This is a genomic window from Idiomarina sp. ST10R2A5 (genome assembly GCF_051842325.1).
Lineage (GTDB): Bacteria > Pseudomonadota > Gammaproteobacteria > Enterobacterales > Alteromonadaceae > Idiomarina > Idiomarina abyssalis.
In genome coordinates this window covers 12,899-30,311 of sequence record NZ_JBNIEX010000001.1, presented here as the reverse complement: position 1 = coordinate 30,311, position 17,413 = coordinate 12,899, and the positions used below count along the sequence as shown (strand labels likewise).

Annotated in this window: 15 protein-coding genes; 4 read left to right on the top strand and 11 right to left on the bottom strand. The window is 46.9% G+C overall.

Features of this window, described 5'->3' with window-relative positions:
* Position 1 precedes the first annotated feature (1 nt).
* Both ACP7FG_RS00115 and rnhB read right to left on the bottom strand, forming a co-directional pair.
* Positions 2-937 carry an isopenicillin N synthase family dioxygenase gene (locus ACP7FG_RS00115; protein ID WP_271331259.1) on the bottom strand — a complete coding sequence of 312 codons (936 nt, stop codon included), beginning with the start codon at positions 935-937 and terminating at the stop codon, positions 2-4.
* Between the two features lie 66 nt (positions 938-1,003).
* A complete protein-coding gene (gene rnhB / locus ACP7FG_RS00110; protein WP_439225445.1) occupies positions 1,004-1,567 on the bottom strand; it encodes a ribonuclease HII in 564 nt (187 codons plus the stop codon).
* A 103-nt stretch (positions 1,568-1,670) separates the two neighbouring features.
* Here rnhB and ACP7FG_RS00105 point away from each other — a divergent pair, with 103 nt between their 5' ends.
* Positions 1,671-3,242 (top strand): AbgT family transporter, encoded by a 1,572-nt coding sequence (locus ACP7FG_RS00105; protein ID WP_271331258.1) that lies wholly within the window; start codon positions 1,671-1,673, stop codon positions 3,240-3,242.
* 4 nt (positions 3,243-3,246) lie between these two features.
* On the top strand, positions 3,247-4,032 hold the full coding sequence (locus ACP7FG_RS00100) for an SDR family oxidoreductase (RefSeq protein ID WP_417436950.1): 786 nt from the start codon (positions 3,247-3,249) through the stop codon (positions 4,030-4,032).
* Between the two features lie 15 nt (positions 4,033-4,047).
* Here ACP7FG_RS00100 and ACP7FG_RS00095 read toward each other — a convergent pair whose 3' ends face one another.
* Entirely contained in the window at positions 4,048-4,458 is a 411-nt protein-coding gene (locus ACP7FG_RS00095; protein ID WP_273022942.1) for a VOC family protein, read from the bottom strand.
* Positions 4,459-4,528: 70 nt separating this feature from the next.
* Between ACP7FG_RS00095 and ACP7FG_RS00090 the strand changes: the two genes are divergently transcribed.
* Both ACP7FG_RS00090 and ACP7FG_RS00085 read left to right on the top strand, forming a co-directional pair.
* Complete coding sequence (locus ACP7FG_RS00090; protein ID WP_439225161.1) at positions 4,529-4,942, top strand: DUF3293 domain-containing protein; 414 nt, start codon at positions 4,529-4,531, stop codon at positions 4,940-4,942.
* Positions 4,943-4,969: 27 nt separating this feature from the next.
* Positions 4,970-5,863, top strand: a complete 894-nt coding sequence (locus ACP7FG_RS00085) for a DMT family transporter (protein ID WP_439225444.1) — start codon at positions 4,970-4,972, stop codon at positions 5,861-5,863.
* On the opposite strand, the gene ACP7FG_RS00080 is transcribed toward ACP7FG_RS00085, so the two are convergent.
* The 8 genes from ACP7FG_RS00080 to ACP7FG_RS00045 form a co-directional block, all read right to left on the bottom strand.
* Complete coding sequence (locus ACP7FG_RS00080; RefSeq protein ID WP_224797257.1) at positions 5,853-6,908, bottom strand: endonuclease/exonuclease/phosphatase family protein; 1,056 nt, start codon at positions 6,906-6,908, stop codon at positions 5,853-5,855. The two genes, ACP7FG_RS00085 and ACP7FG_RS00080, sit on opposite strands and share 11 nt — an antisense overlap.
* A 247-nt stretch (positions 6,909-7,155) precedes the next feature.
* A complete protein-coding gene (locus tag ACP7FG_RS00075; protein ID WP_439225160.1) occupies positions 7,156-8,736 on the bottom strand; it encodes a dihydrolipoyllysine-residue acetyltransferase in 1,581 nt (526 codons plus the stop codon).
* A 12-nt stretch (positions 8,737-8,748) separates the two neighbouring features.
* Positions 8,749-9,726, bottom strand: coding sequence for an alpha-ketoacid dehydrogenase subunit beta (locus tag ACP7FG_RS00070; RefSeq protein WP_054488299.1), 978 nt, complete (start codon positions 9,724-9,726; stop codon positions 8,749-8,751).
* Entirely contained in the window at positions 9,726-10,913 is a 1,188-nt protein-coding gene (locus ACP7FG_RS00065; protein WP_199494570.1) for a thiamine pyrophosphate-dependent dehydrogenase E1 component subunit alpha, read from the bottom strand. Before ACP7FG_RS00065 ends, ACP7FG_RS00070 begins: the two co-directional genes overlap by 1 nt.
* 160 nt (positions 10,914-11,073) lie before the next feature.
* Positions 11,074-12,105 (bottom strand): succinylglutamate desuccinylase, encoded by a 1,032-nt coding sequence (gene astE, locus ACP7FG_RS00060; RefSeq protein WP_439225159.1) that lies wholly within the window; start codon positions 12,103-12,105, stop codon positions 11,074-11,076.
* A 12-nt stretch (positions 12,106-12,117) separates the two neighbouring features.
* Positions 12,118-12,828: a DUF599 domain-containing protein gene (locus tag ACP7FG_RS00055; protein ID WP_054488304.1), complete on the bottom strand. Its 711-nt coding sequence runs from the start codon at positions 12,826-12,828 to the stop codon at positions 12,118-12,120.
* Between the two features lie 125 nt (positions 12,829-12,953).
* On the bottom strand, positions 12,954-16,130 hold the full coding sequence (locus ACP7FG_RS00050; protein ID WP_224797254.1) for an efflux RND transporter permease subunit: 3,177 nt from the start codon (positions 16,128-16,130) through the stop codon (positions 12,954-12,956).
* Between the two features lie 5 nt (positions 16,131-16,135).
* Positions 16,136-17,362 carry an efflux RND transporter periplasmic adaptor subunit gene (locus ACP7FG_RS00045; RefSeq protein ID WP_439225158.1) on the bottom strand — a complete coding sequence of 409 codons (1,227 nt, stop codon included), beginning with the start codon at positions 17,360-17,362 and terminating at the stop codon, positions 16,136-16,138.
* Positions 17,363-17,413: the final 51 nt, after the last annotated feature.

Below are 17,413 nucleotides of genomic sequence, written 5' to 3'. Positions count from 1 at the left end.
TTTAGTCTTTTATCAACCCAATTTCACGTAAGCGTTGCATTAGATAGTCATCCGCAGTAATCGGTTCATCGCGCTGCGGATTTTCTTCGGAAATACAGCTTTCCAAAGGCGTAATCATCACATCCGGATTAAAGTGCAAAAAGAACGGAATAGAGTAACGTGATTTAGCATTGTATGGTGCGGGAGGGTTAACTACCCTATGCGTCGTGGATGGCAACACATGATTGGTTAGCCGCTGTAGCATATCACCCACATTACAGATAATAGCACCTTCGATAATTGTTACTGGTACCCACGTCCCGTCTTTGGCTAAAACTTCCAGCCCCGGCTCACGCGAACCCACTAATAAGGTTAAAACGTTAATATCTTCATGTGCGCCGGCACGAACAGAAGGGGTATCTTCATCAATAATAGGCGGATAATGCAAAGGACGCAGAATTGAATTGCCGTTGTTGACCTTATTTCGGAAAAAGTCCCGCGGTTGGCCTAAATAAACGGCTAAAGCATCCAGTACCTGATTACCCAGCTTATCTAATGCCGCGTATATAGCGAGCATGTCGTCCTTAAACTTAGGCAGTTCCTGCGGCCACACGTTAGGTAACAACTGTGGGTAAGCCGGCTCACCTTCCACTTCCCGGCCCACATGCCAGAACTCTTTCAAGTCAACATGCGTCGCGTCTTTAGCAACCTCGGTACCAAAAGGAGTATAGCCGCGCGCACCACCCTCGCCCGGACGATGATATTGCTTCTTAATGTCTTCCGGTAACGCGAAAAGCTCACGGCAGGTATCCAGTGCCCGTTCAATAAGCGTTGTATCAACTCCGTGCTGAGTTAAGGCAATAAAGCCATATTTCTCATAACCGTTGCCTACATCTTGAGTAAAGGCATCAAAGTCGTCATGGTAACGACGCATATCAACGTGCGGGATAGACTGCATGGTGGCTTCCAACTTCCTAAAAGAGCTCAATGAATAGGCCTGTATTGTATGAATATTCAGGTTAAATCACAAGTTTGCGAGCACACGCTTCACCGGGTTAAAGCCCTTGCGATGTATAGGGCACGGCCCATATTTTTCTAATAGTTCAAGGTGCTTGGGAGTGCCATAAGCCTTGTGCTTGTCAAATTCATACTGTGGGTAGAGTTCATGCCACTTTAGCATCTGTCTGTCCCGTTCCACTTTCGCTAAAATCGATGCTGCCGCAATGCACTGTTCACTCGCATCTCCTCCCACTACAGCTTTTGCAGGGACGTTTAATTCAGGCACCCGGTTACCGTCCACTAAAACCATGTCAGGCTTAACCGGAAGTGCTTCAATGGCTCTTTGCATGGCTTTCATCGACGCCCAGAGAATATTAATAGCCTCAATTTCATCAGGATCAGATTGAGCAATAGCCCAGTAAAGCGCCTTTTCCTTTATTTCCAGACTGAGCTTCTCGCGCTTTTTCTCGCTCAGCTTTTTCGAGTCGTTTAGCCCTTCAACTGGATTCTCCGGATCCAGTATCACCGCTGCCGCCACAACCGGCCCTGCAATAGGCCCCCGACCGGCTTCATCTGTACCACAAATCATTGACACTTTTTTCACCCTGTTTGCTTTGTTCCGCTGCACAATAATGGTTATGATACCTGCGCATAATAATTAGACCAATAAAATAACAATCAGGGGTTACACCATGGCTCAATCTCCACAACCAGACCGTTCGCAAAAGGAAAAACCGGACAGTCTGCTTAACCGCCTTCTTGATGGCGTTGAAAAGGTCGGTAATAAACTACCTGACCCGGCCGTTATGTTTTTTGGCCTGCTCGTTATTGTCTGGGCAATGTCCTGGCTATTATCCGGCGTCAGCTTTGACGAAAAACACCCGCTAACCGGGGACACAATAGGCGTTACTAACCTATTAAGTGGTACCGAAATGGCCGCATTCCTTGCCAATATGGTTGACACCTTTATGGGCTTTGCGCCTTTAGGTGTTGTGCTGGTTGCCATGTTAGGTGTCGGCGTAGCCGAGCGCTCAGGTTTTATTAATGTCGCCATTAAGTTAATGCTGAACGTCACGCCCAAAATGTTGCTGACGCCAGTGCTGATTCTGGTTGCTATTGTCAGCCATACCGCCGTTGATGCCGGCTATGTACTGGTTATTCCTTTGGGTGGTGTTATTTTCTACGCTGCTGGTAGACATCCATTGGCCGGTATCGCCGCCGCTTTCGCTGGTGTTTCCGGTGGCTTCAGTGCCAACTTTGTTCCTTCCGCTATCGACCCGTTACTGCAAGGTTTTACTGAAAGTGCCGCACAAATTATTGATGCGGATATGCAGTTAAACCCATTAAACAACTATTACTTTACCGCCGCTTCGTCAGTTATCGTTGTCGCTATTGGCTGGTTCCTGACCGATAAGGTGGTTGAACCTCGTTTACGCGGTGCCGAAATTGACGGTGATGCCGATGACATGCCTGCACTGGATGATGTTTCCCCGCGTGACCGCAAAGCGTTTTACGCTGGCGTAATCACCATGGCAGTAGGTTTGGCCCTATTGTATTTTTCCGCAACGGCTGAAAATACACCATTAGCTGACCCGGCAACGGGTGAATTGGCATCCTACTCAGCCCCTCTTATGGGCATGATTGTGCCGCTTATTTTCCTGCTGTTTATTATTCCGGGCATTGTTCATGGCTACGTTTCCGGTAACTTTACCAACTCGCAGGACGTTATCGGCGCAATGACCAAGTCGATGGAAGGTATGGCTTACTATATGGTCATGGCGTTCTTCTGTGCCTTATTTATTAAAGCCTTCGGTGACTCTCAGCTCGGTACGCTAATTTCCGTTAAAGGCGCGAACTTCTTGGCCAGCCTGGAGCTGTCCGGTGGAGTTACCATGGTCGGCATCGTCATTCTGGTAGCCTTTATCAACCTATTTGTGGGTTCAGCTTCAGCAAAATGGGCACTGATATCACCAATTTTTGTACCTATGCTAATGCAGCTGGGTTACTCACCGGATTTAACTCAGGCTGCTTATCGTGTCGGTGATTCATCCAGTAATATCATTACTCCGTTGCTGCCCTACTTCCCGCTGGTTGTGCTTTACTGCCAACGTTACGTAAAAGGCACCGGCATTGGCACATTGGTTGCGATGATGCTGCCATACACTATCGCTCTGTTGATTTTGTGGTCAGCGTTCCTGATTTTATATTGGACACTTGGGTTCCCACTCGGTATTCAGGCTAACTACGTTTACCCGGCGGGCTAAACTCATGACCTCTGTTAACAATAAAACAGTCTGGCTAACCGGTGCTTCTTCGGGCATCGGTCTGGCTTTGGCACGTCAGTTAGCCAATCAGGGTGCCAGACTGATTTTAACCTCACGCCGTGAGCAACAATTGGAAGAGTTACGACAAAGCCTTCCAAACAGCGAACAGCATCAGGTATTAGCTCTGGACTTAAATCAGCCTGAGAAAGCCAAAGAAACAGCGTCTGCGGCATTGAGAAATACACCGGTCGATATACTTATTAATAACGCCGGTGTTTCTCAGCGCAGCCCGGCTATGGAAACTGATCTCACTGTATACAGAACGCTGATGGAGGTCGATTACTTCTCGGTAGTGGCGTTAAACCAGGTGGTATTAGCTGACATGGTAAAGCGCCGTAATGGCCATATTGTCACCGTTTCTAGTGTGGCAGGTAAAGTTGGAACCAAACTACGCAGTGGTTATTCAGGCGCTAAGTTCGCAGTCATTGGCTATATGGACTGCCTGCGAGCGGAAATGGCCGAGCACAATGTGCGTTGCACCACGGTGCTTCCCGGCTTTGTACATACACAAATAGCGCACAACGCATTGACCGGCGACGGCTCTTTAAGAGGTAAAGAAGACCAGGACAACGCCAGCGGCATTAGTCCTGAGCAATGCGCCGCCGATATTATCCGCGCTATTGAAAGCAATAAAGCGGAAGTCATTAGCGGCAAAGGCATGAGCAAAGTAGCACCGCTACTACAACGATTCTTCCCGGGTTTACTCAGAAAAATGTTGGCTAACCGGTGAGTTCTCTTACCGGTTTTAATTCCAGGCAGGGTTCCAGGTAATTTCCCAAATATGCCCATCCGGGTCTTTAAAAAAGCCCCCGTAGCCGCCCCAGAATAAGTCTTTTGCAGGTTTAATAATCTCAGCTCCTGCTCGTTCCGCTTCCACCATAACTTCATCAACCGCACTCCGGGAACTGACATTATGGCTCAGCAGAACTTCATTAGCCGCACGAGCGACATCAACGCCCATTTCTGCCGCAATACTTTTACGTGGCCATAACGCCAATCTGAGCCCACTGGGTAATTTAAAGAACACCACGGCACCATGCTCAAACTCTTCACCTATAATGCCGTCGGTTTCCCAACCCAGGCCGTCCTGATAAAACGCCAACGAACGTTTCAAATCATCAACGCCTAAGGTGATCACACTAATACTGGGGTTCATAGAACCTCTTCACGATTAAGGCTAAACTCTTACAATGTACTCTAATCAACATTGATACTCCGGTCAAAACATGGATAAAGAACTGCTAAGCCATTATAAGAATACAGATTACTGGTTCACAGTTGATGACAAGACAATCACTCTGAATATAGGGCGGAAGAATAATGACTTTGACCGCTTATGTGAACGTTTCGGCTGCACTACGGGTGCTTTTATCACCGCCTGTAACCCGCGAAGCCAACTGCTCAAAGATGACGAAAATAAACGCAGAAACAAACAATTAGCGACTCATTTAGAGAAATTCAGCCAAGTTTACTGCTTTTCTGGTGCAGGACAGGACCGCGAACAACAATGGCCGCCGGAAGCCAGCTTTATGATTTTAGGACTCAGTCTGGAAACAGCCATTGACCTGGCACGAGAGTACCAGCAGAATGCGCTGGTCTGGATTGAACATCAACAAGCTGCAGTGCTCATCGACGTATGAGTTAAGGGGACACCATGCCATCACACCATAGCCGCTGATAAACAAGCTTTTGTTTATGCGATCATCGCCGTACTGTTATGGTCAACGGTCGCTACTGCATTTAAAATAACTCTTCAGTACATGACACCACTGCAGATGGTCACGGCCGCCAGCACGGTATCTTTTATCATTCTAGCGCTGGTCTGCTTTATTCAGAAAAAAACCTCTGAGCTGATACTTGAGCTGCGTAAAATGCCTCTGTATTACCTGCTGATGGGGCTTATTAATCCACTAATTTACTACCTGGTGCTTTTTCAGGCTTATAAACTATTGCCGGCTTCCGAAGCCCAGCCACTTAATTACACCTGGGCCATTGCCCTTAGTATTATGGCCGCGCTGTTTTTAAAACAAAGCATACGTCGTCGCGACTGGATTGCCTGCGCCTTAGGTTATTTTGGCGTTTTGGTTATTGCCACACGAGGTAATGTGCTGGCTCTTAGCTTCAGTGACCCCTGGGGCGTTACACTGGCGTTAATTTCCACTTTCTTGTGGGCTGGTTACTGGATCCTGAATACACGCCGCAACGCCGACTCCGTCGTGAGCTTAGTGCTTTCCTTCGGCCTGGCTTTACCCATACTCATTGTCGCTAGTTTTATCTGGAGTGACTGGTCTGCAATACCCTGGCAGGGCTGGGCAGCGGTAAGCTACGTAGGCCTATTTGAAATGGGAATAACCTTTTTATTCTGGTTAAAAGCCATGAAGACAGCCACCAATACTGCGCTTATCAGTAATCTAATTTTTATTTCGCCCTTTATCTCGCTGTTGCTGCTCTCAGTAGTGATTGGCGAAACCATTTATCCAAGCACCCTTGTTGGCCTTATGCTGATTATCTTCGGGCTGTTAGTTCAACGTATTCACTTTCGGCGTAAGCTTAAGCCATAGCCTTGTTCACAATCTCATCGGCGGCTTCTTTGTCCTCTTCATCTGGTGAAGGGCCGTCATCCACACCGTTCTCTCCCGGTGCCAAAGCAAGTTCCGTCAGTAACGGAAAGTGATCGGAACCAAAGCCCGGTAAACGCGTCATTGAGACCAAAGCAAAATGGTGGCTGTGGAAAATATGGTCGAGCGGCCAGCGGGCAAACCAATATTCCGCATGAAAGGTATTGAACATACCGCGCCCAATTCGAGGGTCTAACAAGCTGCTGATTTTCCTGAAAAGAAGCGTGGTACGTGACCAGGCAACGTCGTTCAAGTCTCCAGTGACTATGGTTGGGTATTTCTCCGGCTCTACCCTACGAGCAACCAGCACCAGTTCGGCATCCCGCTCTTCCGACTCTTCATTCTCAGAAGGACTCGGTGGCGCCGGATGCACAAAATGCGCTTTTACTCTCTGTCCGCAAGGCAGTTCGATAAAACAATGTATTGAGGGTTTATCATCTTCTACCAAATACTCGACACTAACGTCAGACAAAACATAACGAGAATACACATGCATGCCATAGAGGTTGTCCAGAGGTACCTTTACCGTATACGGATAATCCTTTTCAATTACATCTAACCGTTCCTGCCACCAGTCATCCGACTCAAGCGTGACCAGTACATCTGGCGTAAAATCATGAACAAGCTTAATCAAGCCATCGCTATTATGGTTAGGGGTAAGAACATTGGCCGTCATAATGCGCAGACGCTCGTAATGACTACCCGCCCGGACAGCTTCAACTTCCTTAGGAAAGAAAAACGTATAAGGCACAACCCACCATAGCTGACAAACTAAACAACCAATGAGGAGCCCCGAAGCAATAGCAGTAACAGACGTCCAGCCACGAATAACAACCAGACCCACAACCAGCAAGGCCACTAATAACACCGACAGCTGCAAACGCGGAAAGTCCAGACCCCGTATCCACCAAACCTGCGACCACGATAACGGAGCCAATGTGAGCACCATCAACAATACCGCTAAAGAAAGGTAAATAGTTTCAAACATGCTGGCTCTCAATGCTTCTCAGATAAGAAAACCATAGCACAGCTAAAAATAATAAATAGAAAGGAAGTGTTAAGGCTCCTACGGGGATTGTGTGTAGCGCCAGGAGTTAAGACCCTCTGATACAGGAGTGTCGAAGGCCAAGGATGGCCTTCGTCAAGCCCTCATGGATGAGCTCGTAGCGTCTCCTGTAGCAGAGGGTCTTGGCTCCTAGCGGAGCGCAATGTCCGTAGGAGCCTCAGCCTTTATCTCAGACCATGTTAACCAGCATGCTGGTTGGGTCTTCGAGGTATTCCTGCCAGAGTTTGTTGAAACGGGCAATGGTACCGCCATCGATAATACGATGATCGCCTGACCAGCTTACCGTCATTATCTTACGGGCAACCACGTTGCCGTTAGCATCAAAGCGCGGCAGTTCCTGCACTTTACCTAAAGCCACAATCGCAGCTTCCGGCTTATTGATAATAGGTGTTGCCACCGTACCGCCAATAACACCAATGTTTGAAATGCTGATAGTACCGCCTTTCATATCGGCTTGCGGCAACTTGCCTTCGCGCGATGCCTGAGTCAGACGAGTGACTTCATTGGCTACATCAATAATGCTCTTGTTTTGTACCTGTTTGACGTTAGGTACTAACAGGCCAATTTTGGTATCAACGGCCATACCAATGTTGTGATCATCAAAGTAAGTGATCTCTGTACAGTCTTCATTCACCTGTGCATTCATCACCGGGAATTCTTTCAGTGCCAGCGAAAGGGCTTTAATGAAGAATGGCATTACAGTTAAACGAATACCTTTCTCTTTGTACTGCTCTTTCAGCTTTTCACGCAGTGCGATTAGCTCAGTAACATCAAACTCATCCGCGTAAGTGAAATGAGGAATGGTGCTGACCGAGCTCATCATTTGCTTAGCCATAGCCGCTTTCACACCGCGTATCGCTTCGGTGCGAGTACCACCGCTAGTAGCCGTTTTTTGTGACTGCTGACTATCAGTTGTTCTCTGCGCTTTCTGGTCACCTGACTTAAAGGCTTCAATATCTTGCTTCAGAACCCGGCCTTTTTTACCTGAACCCGATACTTCCGCAATATTAATGTCGTTTTCACGTGCCAGACGGCGTACTGCCGGGCTTGCAATGGCTTTGCCCTGACGTGCTTTGGCTGGCGGTTCAGCTTCTGCTTTGGAATCAGATGACGGAGTCTTAGACTCAGGTTCAAGATGACTCTGCGGAGCATTTGAACCCGATTCTTGAACGCCGCCAGCAGGCTTCAACGCAAACAACGGCTTGTGCACTTCCGCAATATCACCCTTCTTGTGATACAGCTTAACCACGGTACCGTCGTCTTTAGCAGGAATTTCAACCGTTGCTTTGTCCGTCATGACTTCAACAACCGGCTGATCTTCTTTTACTTCATCGCCTTCAGACACCAGCCATTCAACGATTTCGCATTCAACAATACCTTCACCAATGTCCGGCAAAATAAAGTCGGTTGTATCGCCACCGGCCGAGGATTGTTTTTGCTCAGTTTTCGATTCTTCTTTTTTAGCCGGCGCGCTGTCTTTTTCTTTGGCCGGCGACTCATCAGAAGAGCCGTCAGCTGGTTTAATGGCAAATAACGGTTCGTGGACCTTAGCGATATCACCTTTCTGGTAATACAGCTTTTCTACAACGCCGTCGTCTTTAGCCGGGATCTCAACCATGGCTTTATCGGTCATTACCTCAACCACAGGTTGGTCTTCTTTAACCTCGTCACCTTCGGCAACCAGCCACTCAACGATTTCGCACTCTACGATCCCTTCCCCGATATCGGGTAGAATAAAATCTTTACTCATGTCGATGGGTCCTTAGTAGTTCATTGAGCGTTTGATCGCTTCATAAATCTTCAAATGATCAGCCATGTACTCTTTCTCATGACACAGCGGATACGGTACATCGATACCGCAAACACGGGCAATTGGAGACTCAAGATACAAGAAGCATTTGTCCTGAACGGTTGCCGCGATTTCGCTGGCAAAACCACCGGTAATAGGTGCTTCCTGGCTAATGACCAAGCGGCCAGTTTTCAAAACTGACTGAGTCACAGTTTCAACATCCCACGGGGAGATGGTGCGCAAGTCAATCACTTCGCATGAAACGCCATCTTCTTCGGCTTTTTCAACTGCTTTTTCGGTCATTTCCATCTGCGCGCCCCAGCCAAGAACGGTAATATCTGTACCTTCTTTGACCACGTCAGCTTTGCCTAATGGAATAGTGTATTCTTCTTCAGGAACCTCGCCTGTTGACGCACGGTACAACCTCTTCGGCTCCATAAATAACACCGGGTTTTTATCAAAAATAGCGCTCAGCAGTAACCCTTTTGCTTCGTAAGGGTTACGTGGAGTCACAATTTTTATACCCGGCGTATGCGCAAAGTAGGCTTCCGGAGACTGTGAGTGGTAATGACCACCGGCGATACCGCCACCGTACGGTGTACGAATGGTTAAACCACCAACGTTGAACTCATTACCTGAACGATAACGGAACTTGGCCGTCTCATTCACAATTTGGTCAAATGCCGGGAATATGTAGTCACCGAACTGAATTTCAGCAATAGCAAAGCTACCCTGCGAAGCAAGACCATTGGCAAAACCAATAATGCCTTGTTCAACCAAGGGTGTATTAAAGTTGCGATGTTTGCCGTATTTTTCGGTCAAACCTGAGGTTGCACGGAATACACCGCCAAAACCACCAGTATCTTCACCAAAACTGTATACGTTGTCATGTTTGGCCATCGCCAGGTCTAGCGCGCTGTTGATGGCCTGTAGTAAATTCATTTTAGCCATTAGTCCAGTCTCCCCGACGTTTTACTGTAGGCATCCGGGTATTTGCGGATGTGCTCTTTTAACTCGTCTAACTGCTCTTTCAGCATGTCAGTCGGTTCGTCGTAAACATCATTGATCAGTTCATCAATGTGCGGGACCGGTACTTTTTCTGACTCTTTTAATGCTGCCAGAACTTTCGCTTTTACTTCTGCGTGATGCTCTTCGACGTGATCTTTATCCAACCAGCCTTCATTCATCATCCACTTCTGCAAACGATCAAGTGGGTCTTTGGCCTGCCAGTCTGCCTCTTCATCACGAGTACGATAACCTGTAGGGTCATCTGACGTAGAGTGACCTGACATACGATATGACATAGCTTCAATCAATACAGGCTCGTTTTCTTCTACAGCTAAACGACGAGCTTCCTGCGTTGCCTTCAACACAGCGAAAACGTCGTTACCATCAATACGTATGGTTTTCATACCATAACCAATACCACGCGGTGCGATACCGTCACCAGCATACTGCTCGCCTTGCGCTGGTGTAGAAATAGCGTAACCATTATTACGGCAGAAAAAGATAACCGGCACTTTATAAACTGATGCCATGTTCAGAGCGGCGTGGAAGTCACCTTCAGATGCTGCGCCTTCACCAAAGTAACAGATAGTGCACTTTTCGGTTTTATCCATTTTCTGGCCAAACGCATAACCTGTTGCCTGTGGAATTTGCGTTCCCAAAGGCGACGATATGGTCATGAAGTTTAAGTCAGCGCAACCGTAGTGAACCGGCATCTGACGGCCTTTACCTAAGTCTTTCTCGTTAGAAAACAGCTGATTCATAAACTGTTCAACGGTAAAACCTCTATATGCTAAAGCGCCCTGCTCACGGTACTGGCCCATGATCATGTCACCGGCATCCAGCGCGGCGGCAGAAGCCACGCTTTCGGCTTCTTCACCCCGGGAGGCCAGGTAAAAACTGATACGACCCTGACGCTGAGCGGCAATCATGCGTTCATCAAGAATACGGATAAATTGCATAGTGTCGTGAATTTTCACGATCAGCTCTTTATCGTACTCCGGCATATCGGCATCTTTATGGAAACTGCCATCTTCTTTTAAGATTTGCAGCATTGGAATTGTGACTGAGTCTTTATCAAACCATTTCGGTTTGGTCACAATCTCTGTGTTGTGTTTTTTATCCTTGGCCATAACCTTCTCTTTCGGTTTTAAGCTGGGTGGAAAATTGCCGCTACTTTACCTTTACGTAAAGTGACATGCAAACCACACACTAATGAAAACTGAGTGCGCTAAGTGTAAATAGAAACGAACAGTAATAACAACAAAGCCTGACTACTTAGACCAGTGAGTCTCAGACCAAGTCGAGCGATTCTGTCGGTACCCGTACCACAGTTAATAGCGCCCGATGTCCCAGCGCCACTTTGGCATTGGGGAAAATAATATGTTCACCATCGTGCTGAGCGTAATGTTTTTTGTCACCGTCCCGTGCTAGTAAATCCCCTTTATTAAAAGAGGTAAAGTTAGCAACATTATCCGCAAAGTTTAGCTCAAAGTCCTGCTGAGTGCGGTTAATGGTTTGTGCTTCTTTAAATACATAGTGTTGTTCTGGCTCAAAGGGACCAAATTCCAGCTCCATTTCAGAAATCAATTTACGCAGGGAATTTTCGGCGGCGGCAAACTGAGTACGGTCATTTTCTCCAAATGGACGCACCTTACCTAATTCAACCGTAAATGCCTGCGCATTAAACTGCCTGACACTGAAGTAAGAAAAGGTGGTTGTCGGCGCCTGGTTTAATAAAACGGTATCGACCCCACAGGCCAGTAAGAACTGAAGCTGCTTCCGACTATAAGGTGCTCCGTGTGTAAACGGATACACGGCAAACTTCTCGCGTTTCGAGTCCCGAATTGCTGTATGCAAATCATAGTGCAGTCGCTCTCGGGAGCCATCTGGGGCTTCCAGGTAAAACCGCTCTACGTAACTCTCAATTTTGGCCGCCCGCTCTCGTTCTTTGTTCTGGGTATCACCTTTACTATGCGCACCGCTGAATAACCGGTTCATGTTTTCTTCAACAAAGCGTTCGCCTTTATTAATTGAAGCCGGGTTTGCAATTAGAAACAGAGTGCGATGTGTCACTGTCTGCTTTTCATTAATAATATCGTTAATAATGTCACGGCAAATTTCGATAGGAGCCGTTTCGTTACCATGCACTGCACAAGATAAAATAATGTCCTTCCGGCCTGGATTTTTTGGAGTAATTTCTAGTACGCCACTGTCCCAAACCGACAATTTCGTGCCATCGGCAAGCGTTAAATCATGACTTTCATCACAGCCCCACTCGTGCTCGCGAGTCCAGGCAAGAAAATCAGAAAAGACCTTAATCACAACGTTCTCCTATTATTTTTTTCCCGGTACATAACCTTTAGTCGCCAATAACTCGCGTAATACGCGCGAACGATACTCACGACGATACAGAACTGCAACAACAATAGTGCTTGAAATGATCAGCATGACGGGGTGTAGAAACCAGGATAAATAGGCCAAAGCAAAGTAGTAGGTACGTAAGCCTTTATTGTACTCGTGACCTGATTGATCCAGTACTTTGGCTGCATGCATAGCAAAACGCTGACGCTCCTCCTCAGGTTTATTCTCCTGATGGTACTCGACTGAAGCTCCTAACAGCACCGATACAAAGCCAAACTGACGAATTGACCAGGTAAACTTAAAAAAGGCATAGATAAAAATGAGCGCCAGAACCGACAGCTTAAACTGCACTAAAATAGGAACCGTATCCGGACTCATTGGAATTTCATTTAAGACCAAAACGACTTCATCGGCATGAGCTAATACAGTAATGACACCAGCCAGCACCAAAATCGTAGAAGATGCGAAGAAAGTCACTGTACGCTCCACATTGCCAATTAAAGACGCATCGGCAACCTGGTTGTCCTTGTGCATCACGGCACTAAACCAATCAATTCGTAATGAACACAGGATACTCGATAGGCAGTGAGTGGTTCTGGCACGCTTACGTGCAAACAATGAGTAGCCTATCCAGCAAAAAAAGAAAAACAGTAAAGCGCTAAGATCAAGAAGTGACAGCAACATGTCAGCGTTTCCTATGAAATGATCCATTTATTAAATAGTGTAATGACATTAGTTTACCAGTTTATGACCGCCCATACGATAAAGCCGGAGACTTAGCTCCGGCTTTATTTTCTCTTCTCAGGCACTTAGTAGTTTTCTAATGCCTCTTTCGTACTCATATCTTTGGGTTCCGGCGGTTTTGCCAACCCGTACCAGGACAACATAGTACGCAAGCCCCGTTTACTATCGGCCAGAATGAGATACAGGCAAGGTATCAACAATAAGGTGATAACGGTGGCAAAGATAATACCGAATGCCAAAGATATCGCCATTGGAATCACTATTTTCGCCTGCAGACTCTTCTCCAGTACAATCGGTAGCAAACCAAAGAAGGTGGTCAACGAGGTTAAGGTAATGGCCCGAAAACGGCGACAACCGGCATCCAGAACAGCCTTACGTAAGTCGGTTCCCACTTCACGTGCACGGTTAACATAGTCGACCATAACCAAACTATCGTTTACCACAACCCCAGCCAGCGCAATGATACCGAACAAGCTCAAAATGCTAACCGGCATACCAATTACCCAGTGCCCGATAACCGCACCGATAACCCCAAAAGGTATCACCGACATAATGATCAACGGCTGACTGTATGATTTCAATGGAATAGCCATTAGCGCATAGACTGCAAACATCGCCAACAAACCACCAATTGCCAACGAACCAGTTGCTTCCGCCTCGTCTTGAGTAGCGCCCTGTAATTCAAAGCTGACACTTGGATACTTATCCAGAATAGTCTGGATTTTCTCTTTACGAACCTCTTCGACAATGCGGAAAGGCTCAACTTTATCTTTATCCGCACGAGCACGAACATTCACAGAACGTTGACGGTCTATACGAGTAATGGTGCTGTAACCTTCAGCAAACTCAATATCCGCCAGTTCGGTAAATGGAATTTCAGACCCGTCCGGAGCGCGCAGTTTCATATCCTGTAAGTTACCAACAGACTCGCGTTGATCACGAGGGTAACGAACCATGACTTTTACTTCTTCGTCTCCCCGCTGGATACGCTGTGCTTCAGCCCCATAAAATGCGTAGCGAACCTGCGTAGCCAACTCAGCCAGATTAATACCCATGGCTGTAGCCAATGGCTTAGTCTGTAAGAGAATCTCTTCTTTACCGTCCCCAAAGGTATCTTCTATATCGAAGACACCATCGTATTCGGCAAGTACGAGCTTCAGTTCATCCGCTGCGGCTTTTAGTTCGTTCAGGTCTTCACCTACTAGCTGAAATTCAATGTCAAAGCCACTACCTCCACCTATACTTCCCTGGAAGTTAAGCGCTCTTACACCGGCCAGTTCAGGCACCGCCTCACGCCATTGATTTACAATTTCAAAACCGTCTATCTGGCGATCTTCGCCTTTTTTCAACTCAACAAAAACCGTACCTGCTGTAGTGCCGTTCATCCAGATATTGGTATGTCTGACAGCTCCGTCACCCTCTGTTTCTTTAATACGATTATCAACTGCCGTCAGAGACTGCTCCACACTATTCAAAACTTCAATAGTCCGTGTTTCTGACGTACCAGGCTGCATTTCTACATTTGCCTGAACAAAGTCACTCGGAATATCCGGGAAGAAAACCCAGCGAACGATACCGCCGCTCATAAGGCCTATCATTAAAATCAGCAGACCAACAAAGCTCGCTAATGTTGTATAGCGATAATGCAGGCACTTTTTAAGAAACGGCCGGTAATAATTTTCTACGAAAGATTTAATGGCACCGGCAAATTTATTGCGGAATCGCTGAAACGCATTCGCTTTTTCACCTTCTTGCTTGGAGTATTTCATTTTGCTGATGTGCGCAGGCAGAATCAGCTTTGATTCGACCAATGAAAACGCCAAACAAAGAATAACGACCCAGGCAATAGACTCCCAGATTGCGCCCATACCACCTTCAACAGTTAACATGGGTACGAACGCAACCATGGTAGTCAACACGCCAAAGGTTGCCGGCATAGCAACTCGCTTAGCCCCCGCAATAACGTTATCAACTGTCTTGCCGTTTTCTTCTATTTCGGTGTAAGCACTCTCCCCTATGACTATGGCATCGTCCACCACTATCCCTAGCACTAATATGAAGCCAAACAGCGATATCATATTAATAGAAACGTCAAACATGGGGAGTGGCATTAATGCAATGGTTCCCAGGAAACAGACAGGAATACCTATCATGACCCAGAACGCCAAACGCAACTGCAGGAAAAGCGACAACATGAGGAAGACCAGCAAACCACCCATCCACATATTGTTTAGCATAAGATCTAAGCGACCCTGGAGGTAATAAGAGGAATCTCCCCATTGCGCCAGTTGAACTGCATCCGGTAACTCTTTGTTTTTGCGTTCAACGTAACCGCGAACATACTCAGCAATTTTCAGGTCATTCTGATCACCAACAGACTGCACCCGAACAAAGGTTGCCGGCTTACCGTCAAAACGAGTGTAAGACTCCTCTTCCACAAAGCCGTCTTGCACTTTAGCAATATCACCCAAAGTTAAACGAGTACCATCAGCCCTACTTAACAAAACGATTTTTTCAAACTCGCCACCAACATAAGCCTGGTTATTCGCGCGCAATAGAATATCGCCATTAGGCGTTTTAATTGAGCCGCCAGCCACATCAATTGAGGTACCACGCACCGCTTCAACTATTTGCGAGAAAGTCAGTCCATAACGCTCAAGATCTTGCTGCGAAATTTCGACTGAAATTTCATAATCACGGTCACCAACAACATCAACTTTGGTAATGCCGCCCACCGTCTTCAGTTCATCGCGAACTTCCTTGGCCAGTTCTTTGCGCCCCCTCTCATCCAGGTCACCGTATACTGACATCCAGATAACTTGTCGCTGAGGTCGAACCCGGTAAATATTCGGCTTCTCAATTTGCTGAGGGAAATTAGGAATAGCGTCCACCAGCATTTTGACTTCATCCATGACAACCTGCACATCATAATCAGGCTCCACTTCTAACGTGACGCTACCGCCGCCCTCTCTGGACTGCGATGTCATTTCTTCAATACCGTCAACATCTTCAATAGCGTCTTCTATCAGCATAATCACACCCTGTTCAACTTCCTGAGGTGCGGCGCCGGGAAATGGCACCTGAATGCTGATAATATTTAATTCAACTTCTGGAAACATTTGCTTGCGTACACTAAACACCGATAACGCGCCAGCAACCAGAATAATGATCATTAATAGATTTGCGGCCACTGTATTGCGTGCAAACCACGCAATCAGGCCAGTCTGTTTTTCTGTCGTCATGATACTTACCCGCCTACATTTTCAGAGTCAGTGTCTTCTTTGTCACCGTTATCTGACTTGGCTGCTGTTTCCATTTGTTCTGGTAAAGGATCGCCCGGCAAACGCACTTTCATACCCGGTAAGGCATTTTTGAGCTGAGTAAGCACCACTTTGTCGCCACTTTCCAAACCAGAACTTATTAGGCTCTTGTTACCTTGAGTACGCACTACCTCTACATCGCGTTTTTCCAGTTCACGACTTTCCGGAACAATCCATACAGAGCTATCTGGATTCAAAGCATAGGTAGGAACTTCCATTAAACCTTGCGCATATCTGCCTTCAACCTGGGCTTGGACAAATCTGCCATAGCGCAATGGCACTTGGTGTGTTTCACCCTCTAAGTTATAAGGGTCAGGGATTTGAACAACGCCATAAATGACACGGCTGTTTTCATCTAATACGCCCTCGGTACGAACCAGTCTGCCTTGCCACGTCGCCGACTGACCCGAGACGAGCGACTCTAGCTGAACGCGAGGCTTCTCTTCGGCAATTGCCGGATCCAGAATATAAGTCATATCAAGGTCGCTCAGAGGTAAGCGAATTTCTGCACTCCGAGTGTCAAACACCAAGGCTATTTGGCTGCCGGTTGAAACAAACTGCCCTAAATTTGCTTCTTTACTTCTTAATACACTGTCAAATGGTGCCTTAATGGTTGTACGTTCTAAATCACGCTCTGCTTTTGCAAGGTTTGCCTCTGCAGATTCAACCGCCGCGATAGCACTGGCCAGTTGCGGCTTACGTAAACCTAATTCGGGGGCCTTACCTTCTTCAAATGCTGCCCATTCTTCTTCTGCAACTCTTGCCCGTGCTTTCTCCTGCTCAAGTTCCGATTGAGCTTGCAACAATGCTGCCCGAGCTTGTTGGACAGCGACTTCGTAATCAGAAGGATCCACCTGAATCAGCATATCACCTTCTTTGAAGAAACCGCCGGCATTATAGTTATCGGCCACATCTACAATCTGACCGGTAACCTCAGCCACCAGCATAGTGGAATGCTTAGGTCTTACTGTTCCCTGGGAATCAACAATAAAAGTCATGTCGCGGGGACTGACTTCGAGAACCTCAACCATTGCTGCAGGCTTTGTCTGGTCGCGTTGCTTTGGAGGCTCAGCAGTCATACTGGCCAAGACTGATAAAACAATAGCACCCACAATGATTAAAGGTGGAATAAAGGCGCGTTTTGGAAATTTCATTTTATTGTTCTGCTCTTATTGATTAATTCACAGCCTTATTATCGCTGTTAA

What these genes read in the sequence shown, in the direction of transcription:
- ACP7FG_RS00115 (WP_271331259.1), bottom strand. Translation starts at nt 937, where the DNA reads ATGCAGTCTATCCCGCACGTTGATATGCGTCGTTACCATGACGACTTT.
- rnhB (WP_439225445.1), bottom strand. Translation starts at nt 1,567, where the DNA reads ATGATTTGTGGTACAGATGAAGCCGGTCGGGGGCCTATTGCAGGGCCG.
- ACP7FG_RS00105 (WP_271331258.1), top strand. Translation starts at nt 1,671, where the DNA reads ATGGCTCAATCTCCACAACCAGACCGTTCGCAAAAGGAAAAACCGGAC.
- ACP7FG_RS00100 (WP_417436950.1), top strand. Translation starts at nt 3,247, where the DNA reads ATGACCTCTGTTAACAATAAAACAGTCTGGCTAACCGGTGCTTCTTCG.
- ACP7FG_RS00095 (WP_273022942.1), bottom strand. Translation starts at nt 4,458, where the DNA reads ATGAACCCCAGTATTAGTGTGATCACCTTAGGCGTTGATGATTTGAAA.
- ACP7FG_RS00090 (WP_439225161.1), top strand. Translation starts at nt 4,529, where the DNA reads ATGGATAAAGAACTGCTAAGCCATTATAAGAATACAGATTACTGGTTC.
- ACP7FG_RS00080 (WP_224797257.1), bottom strand. Translation starts at nt 6,908, where the DNA reads ATGTTTGAAACTATTTACCTTTCTTTAGCGGTATTGTTGATGGTGCTC.
- ACP7FG_RS00075 (WP_439225160.1), bottom strand. Translation starts at nt 8,736, where the DNA reads ATGAGTAAAGATTTTATTCTACCCGATATCGGGGAAGGGATCGTAGAG.
- ACP7FG_RS00070 (WP_054488299.1), bottom strand. Translation starts at nt 9,726, where the DNA reads ATGGCTAAAATGAATTTACTACAGGCCATCAACAGCGCGCTAGACCTG.
- ACP7FG_RS00065 (WP_199494570.1), bottom strand. Translation starts at nt 10,913, where the DNA reads ATGGCCAAGGATAAAAAACACAACACAGAGATTGTGACCAAACCGAAA.
- ACP7FG_RS00055 (WP_054488304.1), bottom strand. Translation starts at nt 12,828, where the DNA reads ATGTTGCTGTCACTTCTTGATCTTAGCGCTTTACTGTTTTTCTTTTTT.
- ACP7FG_RS00050 (WP_224797254.1), bottom strand. Translation starts at nt 16,130, where the DNA reads ATGACGACAGAAAAACAGACTGGCCTGATTGCGTGGTTTGCACGCAAT.
- ACP7FG_RS00045 (WP_439225158.1), bottom strand. Translation starts at nt 17,362, where the DNA reads ATGAAATTTCCAAAACGCGCCTTTATTCCACCTTTAATCATTGTGGGT.